The organism is Petrotoga sp. SL27 (genome assembly GCF_002924605.1).
In the GTDB taxonomy this organism is placed as follows: Bacteria; Thermotogota; Thermotogae; order Petrotogales; family Petrotogaceae; genus Petrotoga; species Petrotoga sibirica.
In genome coordinates, this window is record NZ_JAIP01000001.1 from 44,754 (window position 1) to 56,213 (window position 11,460).

The window sequence follows — 11,460 nt, forward strand, 5'->3', positions numbered from 1 at the left end:
CTCTAATCGGCTATAACTTTTTCATCAATTCATCTTTTTTATTCTTAAATACCTTTATTTGATCTCTGATAACTTTTTCAGCTTCTACTTCATTCATATCTTTTGTCAATTCAGCGAAATCAGCTACTCTACCAAAATAGAGGGGTACTAAGGATTCCACCAACTTTTTGTCTTTGTTTTTTGAATACTCTGTTAATGCATTGAATAAGATATCCACCCAGGTTTGAAGTGGTACTTTCTTATTTTTCATTATGATTTCCAAGTGATCATTTGCTAATCTTTTTGTTTCTTGTTTTTTTAATCCTTCTAAAAGCTGCTTTTCCAAATTTTCTATGTTGATGTTGATAGGATCAACTGATACCTTAGGTATTTCACCATACATTGGGGCTTCTTCAATAGTAACGGTATCTTTCCATTTCGAGACGCTATCTACGATAATATCAAATAACGTTCCAACAACTTGCTTAAACATTGGAGATAGATCAGCTCCAGGATCCTTAGGATCGTGAACTTTTGCTCCTAAAGCAGCTTGATAAACCTTTTTATTGGAGTTAAGTATAGCATTTGTAGTCATCCAAATATCTATCCCAAACCTAGCAACGTCTGTTTTTGCGACACTCGAAGTGGTTTTCAAATAAACATCGATCATATTTTTGCCTACACCAAAGTCGCCCCCTATTGGTTGCCTAATAGCTTGACCAAACAAAGAGGTAACTAAAGGATAACATACTTGATTTGTGATTGTACCGTCGTACTTGTGCCTCACATAATAAGGTGTAACATAATCAGAAAGTCCTTTCATTATTGGGCCAGTTAATCTTTCTATCCACCATGGCCTAACACTTTTTAAATCAGAATCTAAAAATACAATCGCTTCGGCGTCTAAGTTCTTAGCAACTTCTATGACAGAAAGCATAGCGCTTCCTTTACCGGGAAGTCCAATATAATCGTAAGCGATTTTCGGTACATTTTTTGTACCTGTTTTCATAAAAACTTCTTTTGTTCCATCTTTTGAACCACCATCAGCGTTGACAATTAGCCCATCTGAATCGAAATATTCGACTATTCCTTCTGCAGCTGTTTTAGAAACAAAAGAAATCGTTTCAGCATTATTATAGCTTGGAATACCCACAACTACTTTTACCCTTTTAGGTAAATTTTGTAAAATTTTATCATCATAGAATATTGACATTTTAACTTCCTCCTTTTTGTCGCTTTCAACTTTATTCTTTGACTCCGCCAGCAGTTAAACCAGCCGTTAGGTACTTTTCTACGGTCATAAACAACACAATGACGGGAACAGCTGTCAATACTGAGGCTGCCATCATTTTAGCCCATACAGCATGTTCAGAAAAGAAAATCTCTCTTAAACCTACTGGCAAAGTATAAGATACAGGATAAGGCCTTATGAAGATAGAAGCAAACAAATACTCATTCCATCCTATCATAAATGAGTATATGAAAACAGTGATTATAGCAGGCATTGATAGAGGAATGATTATCCTCATAATAGTTCCTATTCTTGTACTACCATCAATTAAAGCCGCTTCTTCAATTGATTCAGGAATTGTTCTGAAATAATTACCAAGCATGTACATTGAAACTGGCAACGTCTGAATTACATATATTATATACAAAGAGAACATTGAGGTTCCCCCTGAATTAGTTAATCCCATTCTTACAAACAAATCATACAAGGGCACCGATAATATCACTCCACCTACTAGGTATACTAGCAAAACTCCTCTTTGAATAAGATTTCTTCCCGGATACCAAACTCTGCTGAAAGAATAGGCACCAAATATACCTATTATCAAGCTTGTTAAAGCGCTTAATCCAGCTAATAGTAAACTATTACCAAACCATCTTAAAAAAGGGAACGATTCACGCCTTCTTTGTGATTGTATATTCTGAAGGATTTGTGCTCTTTGCTCTTCTGGAAAAGACTCTAAAAGTTTAATAAGTTGTTCTTCTTCATTACTCATTTCTTGCCTAATAGACTCCTCAAGTCCTAATAGTTGAGCATACTGTGACAATGTTGGATTCTCAGGGATCAATCCAGGATCAAATGCATCAGAATCATATCTAAAGGAAACTGAAACCATATATGCAAAAGGGTAGGCAACAAATATTATAACTAAAGCTATGAAAAACCAAAATAAAAATGTTTTTATGAAAGATCTTTTTCTGACTACCATTTTAACACCTTCCTTACATAGATGGATATGAGCACCATCATAACAATAAAGAGGACCGTTGCAATCGCTGCCGCGACTCCTAACTCTGGCAAACCTGTAAAGGCTTTTTCATATAGATATATAGGCAGAGTTCTTGCTTCTTTCGACAAAAGGTATACCTCTTCAAATTTGTAAAAGTTCCATATTCCTCTTAATAGGACTAAAGAACCTATTACATAATATAGTTCTGGTAAAGTGATGTGGTGAAATTTTTGCCAACCATTAGCGCCATCTATATCAGCTGCTTCATAATAATCTTGAGATATTGATTGTAACCTGGATAGAATCATCAAATAAATAAAAGGAAAGTTCTTCCAAATACTGTAAAAAGATACAACTAAGAATGCATTATTTGGATTGTTAACAAGGTCTTGTGTCACATCCATTATACCTAAATTACTTAAGAGTATTGTTAAAGGACCATTTAAAGGCATTAAGACGTATTGCCAAGCAAAAACGGTTGAAATAACCGGTGCAACATATGGGAACAATATAAGAGCTCTTACTATACCTCTGCCGGGAAATTCTTTATTCATAAGTAAAGCGACCCCTAAACCAACTAAAATACTGCCAACAACAGTAATCAAAACGAACAACATGGTTATACCAAAAGAATTCCAAAAGGTAGGATCGGTTAACAGTTCTCTATAATTTTGAAAGCCAACAAACTTATTCGGTACTCCCGGTGTAAGGGATACTTGAAAAAAACTCAAGTAAATATTGTATAAAACCGGATACAAAATAAAAATCCCTATCAAAATAACTGCGGGAGATACTAACCGCCATCCAAAAACCGCTTCTTTCTTCCTTAAAGGAGATAACTCTCGAAATCGTTGCATTTCTCTCTCCTCCCAATTTTTAATAAAAAAGGGGAATAAAGTATTCCCCTTTTAACAGCTAGTAAACTTTTAATAGCCTAATAATCTTTCTGCTTCTTTTTGTGCCCATTGAGCGGTTTGCTGTGGTGTCCAATCGTTTGCAAACATCAAATTGATCGCTCTACCAACTACAAAGTTACCAGATAGGATACTCATCTCCTCAATAATTTCTCCTTCCATGAACTCAAATCTTTCAACAGTATCTAATGCGGAAATAATCGTAGTTATTTGGTCCTTCCCATATCTTTCTAAAACAGGATTATCTAAAAATTCATCCATCTGTGCTATAGAGCTTCTGGTTGGATTCATTCCGCCAGGTGCCATGTGCAACCAGTAGATGTAATTGTTTCCACTCATAAGAAATTTTACCCATTGTTCTGCAGCATCTTTGTTGTCGGATGTGTTAAGTATACCCAATCCAACGACTTCTCCAAATGAAGACGGCCTTATGTTAACCATAAAATTTGCAAAACCTGTATTCTCAACAAGTTTAGGATCAAACTGTTCTACTCTTTGTTTTTGAACCTCTTCCACCGCAATATCGTCCATTATATAAGTCGAATAGAAAACCATTGCGGCTTCATTATTCAAATAACCATTTAATGCTGCTGGAACAGAGGTAAAACCAGGCTTGGAATATTTTCCAAGTTCTTTATAAAATCTAAATGATTCGATCATCTCGGGAGTATTAAAAAGAATATTTCCATCTCTATCTATTGGTCTTGCACCATTTGAAAGAGCGATTTGTGAAAAGACCTGCTCCGTATAAGCGTCAGCTTTCTTAGGCAATATTAAACCATAGAAACCATTAGCAGGATCGTTTAATGCTTTAGCAGCTGTAAGTATATTATACCAAGATGTTGGAGCCCCTAGGTCTCTTTCTTCAAACAAATTGGCCTTATACCAAATCCCTTGAACCCAGGCGTGAAAAGGTACCCCATAATATCCTCCATCTGGTGCTTTCATCAATCTTGAAACACCTTCATAAACATCACCAAAATCCTCGATGATCTTTGCATTCAGTTCTGTATCCATAAAACCTTGGCTTCCAAGCAGGAGAATAGGAGAAATGCCTCCTTCTATTACATCTGGTAAGGTACCAGCCTGAACTGCTCTTGGAATCTGTTCTAAAATCTCATTTTCCTCAATAGGTACTAAATTAATGGTTATACCCGTTTGTGCTTCAAAAATCTGTGCTAAGGCTCTTATCCTTTGTTGTCTATTTGTTTCTACCTGAGTGTGCCAAAACGTAATGGTTTGAGTGAACACCATCGCACTAACCAACACTGTTAAAATAACTACTGTAAGTTTCTTCACCATACACACCTCCTGAAATTTTGGTTCTTACTGTGAATAAAAATTTTTTACATAAGTATAAGATAAAAAGAAAATTTTCATTTTCATTATACAGAAAAAAATATTATTTTCAAAATCTGATTATTCGTGATTACGATTAATTATAAGTAATTATTTGAGATTATTATCTAAAATCTTTGATTTTCTCATTATTGCATTTTTTTGTGTTAGTCAACAAACTTTTGATATAATAATAGAAACATTAAATATGAACGGTAATATAATTTTATGTTTTGAGGAGGGTTAAAGTATGAACAAAATTATAAAAGAAATAAAAGTCAACAACGTTGAAATTAAATTGGTATCTGGTGATATAACTATCGAAGAAACAGATGCTATTGTAAATGCTGCTAATTCACAGTTGCAACATGGTGGTGGAGTAGCTGGAGCAATATTAAGAAAAGGAGGTCCCGATATTCAAAAAGAATCGAACGAATATATCAAAAAATATGGTAAAGTCGAAACTGGAAATGTTGCCCTAACAGCTGGGGGAAAGTTAAAATGCAAATACATAATACATGCAGTTGGACCTATTTGGGAAGGAGGTAATCAACAAGAAGAAAAGTTATTGTATGATGCCGTTTTCAATTCTTTGAAAAAAGCAGAAGAATTGAAATTGAATTCACTGGCCTTACCCGCCATAAGTGCAGGTATATACGGTTACCCAATAGAAAAAGCGGTTCCAGTTTATAAAAAAGCCGTCTCTGATTTTATAAATACCAATCCACAATTTTTAAAGGAAATCAGATTTGTAATATATGGCAAAGACCACTTGGATTATTTTTTGAAAGAATTTTGAGAATATGAGTTTTCTAAGGACAGTTTACTATTATTACTCTCTACGTAAAAACCTTAATTATTCAAGAAAAAAGATATTAGCATTAAGAGAAAAGAAATTTAGAAAAATACTGAAATATGCTTATAGAAAAATACCGTTTTATAAAGATTTTTATGCTTCTTATGGCATAAAAGAAAACATGCTGCAAGAGATTCCCATATACGAATTACCAACGATCAATAAAAATATTATGATTGATAATTTTGATAAGTTCTTTAAAGATAACCAAATTACTAAAAATAAAGTGGAAGATTTTTTAAAAAATAACCCCAATCCAACTTCTCTACTTTATGACAAGTATCATGTAATACACAGTTCTGGGTCAACTGGAACGGTAGGATATTATTTGTACAGTGAAAAAGAGTGGGATTTCATCAAAGCTATTTCAACAAGGATGTTTTCAAATTTCACTCTCAAAAGAAAGAAATATGCCTTTATAGGTGCAGTTGATGGACATTATGCTGCCATAAGTTTGTTCCTCTCTCCACTAAATGGACCTGAGAAGCTTTTCTATAAAGATTATATGGTAATGGATATAAACAAACCTATCAAAACTTACTTAAAAAAACTTAACGAGTTTCAACCGGATAATCTTACAGGGTATCCTTATGGTATAAGATCTTTAGCTACCTTTCAAAGCAAAGGCCTTTTGAACATTCACCCCGAAGTGATAGTTTGCGGTGGAGAACCTTTATTAAAAAATGTAGAACAGTTTTTAAAAGAAGTTTGGAAAGATGCTGAAATAGTTGATAGCTATGCAACATCTGAGTCTTTGGCTATGGGTGCCTCTAGGGAAGATTTAAAAGGTATGTACATATACGACGATGCGGTTTATCTTGAAATCAAAGAGAATAAAACAATTTTAACTAACTTGTACAATTACACCCAACCTATAATAAGGTATGAATTAACAGATATCCTAAAAAAATCAAAAGATGATGAAGGCGAATGGCCTTTTACAATGATCGAAAAAATTACTGGTAGAACCGAGATAATCCCATTTTTTATAAATGAAAACGGAGAAAAAGACGGTATTCATCCACTCGTTATAGCCGAATTTTTTGTCAAAGGAGTGGCTAAGTTTCAATTCGTCCAAAGAAATCAATCTTTCTTTGTCTTTAAAATAGTTGTTTCACAGAAAGAACGTTCGGATAAAATTGTAGAAGATGTTAGAAACAAACTTACCGATATCTTAGAAAAGAAAAAAATGAAAAACGTCAATTTTGAGGTAAAAGTTGTGGAAGATATCAAGTCAGATGAAAAGACTGGAAAATATAAATTAATTGTAATTGAGTAAAAAATCAAAAGAAAAGAAGGTGTTTTACATGGCAAATTTATATTTAATAGACGGCTCGGGAATAGCATATAGAGCCTTTTTTGCACTGGGGGACTGGATGAGCACTTCTGATGGTTTGCCAACAAACGCCATCTATGGAGTAGCTAGAATGCTTCTAAAGTTACTCAAAGAATACGTTAAAAAAGGCGAAGATTCAATAATATTTGTTATGGATAAAAAAACCACCACTTATCGAAATGAACTATTAAAAAGCTATAAAGCCCAAAGACCTGAAACGCCCGAAAAATATATACAACAGATCCCATACATTTACGAACTAGTGGAAAAATTAGGCATGAAATTAGTTGCTATGGATAATTACGAAGCCGACGACGTTATAGCCACGATAGTTGCAAAAAAGAAAAGAAAGTACGATAAAGTTTATATAATCACGTCTGATAAAGATATGATGCAACTTGTTAAGGATAATGTGTATATATTGAGGCCAGAAAAAGGAATAACAGAAATGGTAAACTACGATGCACACCAAGTGAAAGAAAAGATGGGGGTTCCTCCAGAACAAATAGCTGATTTACTGGCTTTGATGGGAGATAGTTCTGACAACATCCCGGGAGTAAAAGGCATTGGATTAAAAACAGCCCAAAAATTGTTGCAAAATTACAAGGATTTAGATGATCTGTATCAACATTTGGATGAAATAAAAGGTTCTACAAAAAACAAACTAAAAAATGAAAAGGAAACAGCATATCTGAGTAAAAAATTAGTCCAGTTGATGGCAGATGCACCAATAGAAGAAATATTTGAAGATAAAGAAATAATATATCAAGGATTCAGAGACGATCTAAGAGATTTCCTTAAAAAGTTAGAGTTCAACTCACTATTTAAAGAGTTAGATATGCCTGATATAACTAGTAACTCATCTAAAGTGAGAATGGAAACAAAAACAGAAAAAAAAGATTATTCAGCAAAAGGTAAGTATTACGAATACAACGCACAAGATTACAAAGAACTATTAAAAACTTTAGAAAAATACGAAATAATATCTTTTGACCTTGAAACTTCTTCTCTTGATCCATATCAAGCAGATATAGTAGGAATCGCTTTAAGCTGGAAACCGTTTGAAGGATATTTTTTGTATCTATACAAAGAAAAAAACAGATGGGAAATAACGAAAGAGATAGTCAATCTTTTAAACAACAAAAAGGTCATTGGTCAAAATTTAAAGTACGATATGACCGTTTTGAAAGTAAATAGAATTGAATTAAACAAAGTATATTTTGACAGTATGATAGCTGCTTATTTGTTGAATCCGGATAGCAGAAGGTTCAATATGGACGATCTCGCCAAAGAATATTTGGATTATAAAACAACTAAATACAAAGATGTTATGGGAAAAGATATCAAACTGTTAACCCTTGGAGACATCGATAAGAAAAAGGTTGTTGAATACGCTGCAGAAGATGCGGATATTGCTTATCGATTATTTGAAGTATTAAAACCCCAACTAGAAGAATTTGAACTAATTGAATTGTTTGAAAACATCGAAATGTCAACTATAAATGTGTTATCAGAAATGGAAATGAACGGAGTATATTTTGATTTAAAAGAACTCAAAAAACTGGAAGAGGAATACAACAAAAAGCTAAATTCATTAATGTATGAAATGAAAAAAATCGTGGGTTATGAATTCAATCCAAATTCACCAAAACAAGTTAGTGAACTACTTTTTGAAAACTTAGGATTGAAGGGAAAAAGAAAAACTAAGAGCGGATCATATTCAACAGATGCTGATTCATTGGAAGCTCTAAGAGATGAACATCCCATAATAGAAAAACTCTTAGAATATAGGAAATACCAAAAACTTCTTTCTACATACATAATTGCTATACCAAAATTAGTTAACAAAAAAACTGGTAGGGTTCATACATCTTTCAATCAAACGGGAACAGCTACCGGTAGATTAAGTAGTAGCGAACCAAATCTTCAAAATCTCCCCATACGAGAAGAAGATGGAGAAAGAATTAGAAGCACCGTCAAGGCGCAAAAAGATGATCGTGTTCTACTCAGTGCCGATTATTCACAAATTGAATTGAGAGTTTTAGCTCATCTAAGTAACGATGAAACTTTAATAAATGCTTTTAACAGTGATGAAGACATACATGCTCTAACCGCAGCTGCAATATTTGGTGTAAAAATCGACGATGTCGACTACAACATGAGAAGAGTGGGAAAAGTAGTTAATTTTTCTCTGGTGTATGGATCATCTCCATATGGATTAGCCGAGAATTTAAAAATACCTGTAGAGGATGCAAAAGAGTTCATGAACAAATACTTTAAAACTTACCAAAAAGTCAAAGAATATCAGGAATCAAGCTTAAAGGTTGCAGCACAAAAAGGTTATGTCGAAACTATATTCGGAAGAAAAAGATTTTTGAAAAACATAAAAACAGGCAAATCTGAACTGAAACGGATAGTCATAAATACCCCTATCCAAGGAAGCGCAGCCGATATAATGAAACTGGCGATGATAAATTTGTATAAAAAACTTCCAAAAGAAGCAAAATTAATACTTCAGGTACACGACGAAGTTGTAATAGAATTACCAGAAAAAATCGTAGAAGAAACCAAAAAAACGGTCCAAGATTGTATGGAAAATGCTGTCAAAATGAAAATACCTTTAAAAGTTGATATAAGTGTTGGTAAAAACTGGCTAAAATGATAATTATAAATATGTATAACTAGTTATAAAAATATTTTCATTTTTAAAAGAAAATCTGATATAATCTAAATAACTAATTAGATATTTTGTTTTGCTGTTCTGTGCAAAATGGTTTTTTAAATTTGCTGCAGTGTGCAAACCTTGTTTTTAAATGATTTTGACCTTGATTAGGGGTTTTTAAGGGGAACTCCCTTAACGTTCGGGGATTTTAAGGGGTAAACCCCTTAACGTCCTGGTGAAGGGCCGCTATATAATTAGATTTTAAATTCTACAATCAAAAAAACCAACATGGAGGAATCGAATGAAAAAGTTTCACATCGTAAAATTAGGTTGTCCAAAAAATGATGCAGATATGGAAATTCTGAAAGGATTACTCCTGAGCAAAGGATATAAACACGAGAATAACCCTCAATTTGCTGACTACATATTCATCGATACATGTGGTTTTATAGAAGAAGCTAAAAAAGAAAGCATTGAAACTATATTTGAATATACATCCTTAAAAGATAATAACAAAAATCCAAAAGTTATACCAATAGGTTGCCTAACTCAAAGGTATTTCAATGAGTTTCTCGAAAATGTTCCAGAAATAGATGGATTATACGGTGTGTTGTCCCCAAAAACCATAGTTGAGAAAATTGAAAATGGTGAATTTTTTTTTAAAAACGATATTCCTGAAACTTTGTATAATTGTAAAATTAGAGCGGTTCCAAATTCATATTACGCATACGTAAAAATTGGGGATGGGTGTAATAGAAATTGTACCTTTTGCTCTATACCCACGTTCAAAGGGAAACCGAAAAGCAGAAGCATAGAAGAAATAAATGAAGAAGTAGAATTTTTGGTATCCAAAGGCGTAAAAGAAATCATTCTTGTATCACAAGATAATACATTGTACGGCATAGATAATTACAAAAAGCAGGCATTACCTGATTTATTAGACAAACTTAATGATATAAGAGGGAAATTTTGGATCAGAGTCATGTACTTACATCCGGATTTTTTAAGCGAAGAAATCATAGAAAGCATACATAGAAATGAAAAGGTATTAAATTATTTCGATGTTCCAATTCAACATATCTCTGATAAAATTTTGCAAAGTATGGGAAGGCATAAGAAAAGAAGTGAATTAATGAAACTATTTGAGAAAATTAGAAAAGAACCATCCGTTATTAGGACAACGTTAATGGTAGGATTTCCTGGAGAAAAAGTTGAGGACTTTGAAGAGTTAGTAGATTTTGTAAAAGAGGTAAAATTTGAAAGAATGGGGAGCTTTAAATTTTCAAAAGAAGAAAATACAAGGTCATTCACGTTTCCAGAACAAATTGATGAACACATTAAAAATCAAAGACAAAATGAACTAATGGCAGTTCAAAGTAAAATTTCCAAAAACCTCATGGAAAAATATACAGATAAATCTTTAGAAGTTCTTTTGGAAGAAAAAGAAGACAACGTTTATATCGGAAGAAGCTTTTTAGACGCTCCGGAAATTGATGGGAATGTGTATATAAAAAATTTTGGTGACAAAGAACCATATTTAGGGGACTTCGTGAAAGTGAGAATTACTGGCTCATACGAATATGATCTAGAAGGAGAAATCGTTGAACATGAACATACCAAATTTTTTAAGCTTTTCTAGGATAATACTAGCCGTTCCAATATTTATTTTAACCGTCTTTGGAGAACCTTTTTATATCGTAGCCTTGGTTTTATTTATTATAGCTTCTTTAACCGATTGGTTAGACGGTTATGTTGCCAGAAAGACAGGTCAGGTTACCGATATCGGCAAATTTTTTGATCAAATATCTGACAAAATACTTATAAACTCTGTTTTTATTGCGATGTTGGGTGTAGGGATTTTGCCTGCGTGGTTTGTTGCTGTAATTGTATCAAGAGACACCTTTGTAAGCGGTTTAAGAATGGCAGCTGCGAATAAAAATATTGTTGTCCCCGCTGATAAGTTTGGTAAACTAAAAACCGTCTTAGAAATCGCTTTAATCATTGTAATATATTTGATGCTTTGGAACTTTCTAGTTAGTACGTTGATCTATTTAACCGTTATAATCAGTCTATTATCGGGAGTAAATTATACTCTCAAAACTGCTAAACAATTTTCAAAAAGAAGGGGGTCCTAG

The 11,460-nt window shown here is 33.2% G+C and carries 9 protein-coding genes; 5 read left to right on the forward strand and 4 right to left on the reverse strand.

The window, feature by feature from the left end; translation table 11 throughout:
- Nucleotides 1-10 precede the first annotated feature (10 nt).
- The 4 genes from AD60_RS00240 to AD60_RS00255 all read right to left on the reverse strand — a co-directional run bounded on the left by AD60_RS00240 (nt 11) and on the right by AD60_RS00255 (nt 4,435).
- Nucleotides 11-1,192 (reverse strand): glycosyltransferase, encoded by a 1,182-nt coding sequence (locus AD60_RS00240; protein WP_103875867.1) that lies wholly within the window; start codon nt 1,190-1,192, stop codon nt 11-13.
- 31 nt (nt 1,193-1,223) lie between these two features.
- Nucleotides 1,224-2,198: a carbohydrate ABC transporter permease gene (locus AD60_RS00245; RefSeq protein ID WP_103875868.1), complete on the reverse strand. Its 975-nt coding sequence runs from the start codon at nt 2,196-2,198 to the stop codon at nt 1,224-1,226.
- Nucleotides 2,192-3,076 (reverse strand): carbohydrate ABC transporter permease, encoded by an 885-nt coding sequence (locus tag AD60_RS00250; RefSeq protein ID WP_103875869.1) that lies wholly within the window; start codon nt 3,074-3,076, stop codon nt 2,192-2,194. Before AD60_RS00250 ends, AD60_RS00245 begins: the two co-directional genes overlap by 7 nt.
- A 69-nt stretch (nt 3,077-3,145) precedes the next feature.
- Nucleotides 3,146-4,435, reverse strand: coding sequence for an ABC transporter substrate-binding protein (locus tag AD60_RS00255; protein WP_103875870.1), 1,290 nt, complete (start codon nt 4,433-4,435; stop codon nt 3,146-3,148).
- Between the two features lie 286 nt (nt 4,436-4,721).
- On the opposite strand from AD60_RS00255, the gene AD60_RS00260 reads away from it, so the two are divergent.
- The 5 genes from AD60_RS00260 (at nt 4,722) to pgsA (ending at nt 11,460) form a co-directional block, all read left to right on the forward strand.
- Nucleotides 4,722-5,270, forward strand: a complete 549-nt coding sequence (locus AD60_RS00260; RefSeq protein ID WP_103875871.1) for a macro domain-containing protein — start codon at nt 4,722-4,724, stop codon at nt 5,268-5,270.
- A gap of 4 nt (nt 5,271-5,274) precedes the next feature.
- Entirely contained in the window at nt 5,275-6,606 is a 1,332-nt protein-coding gene (locus AD60_RS00265; RefSeq protein ID WP_103875872.1) for a phenylacetate--CoA ligase family protein, read from the forward strand.
- Nucleotides 6,607-6,634: 28 nt separating this feature from the next.
- Complete coding sequence (gene polA / locus AD60_RS00270) at nt 6,635-9,325, forward strand: DNA polymerase I (protein ID WP_103875873.1); 2,691 nt, start codon at nt 6,635-6,637, stop codon at nt 9,323-9,325.
- Between the two features lie 301 nt (nt 9,326-9,626).
- Nucleotides 9,627-10,964 carry a 30S ribosomal protein S12 methylthiotransferase RimO gene (rimO, locus tag AD60_RS00275; RefSeq protein WP_103875874.1) on the forward strand — a complete coding sequence of 446 codons (1,338 nt, stop codon included), beginning with the start codon at nt 9,627-9,629 and terminating at the stop codon, nt 10,962-10,964.
- Nucleotides 10,933-11,460: a CDP-diacylglycerol--glycerol-3-phosphate 3-phosphatidyltransferase gene (pgsA, locus tag AD60_RS00280; protein ID WP_103875875.1), complete on the forward strand. Its 528-nt coding sequence runs from the start codon at nt 10,933-10,935 to the stop codon at nt 11,458-11,460. Before rimO ends, pgsA begins: the two co-directional genes overlap by 32 nt.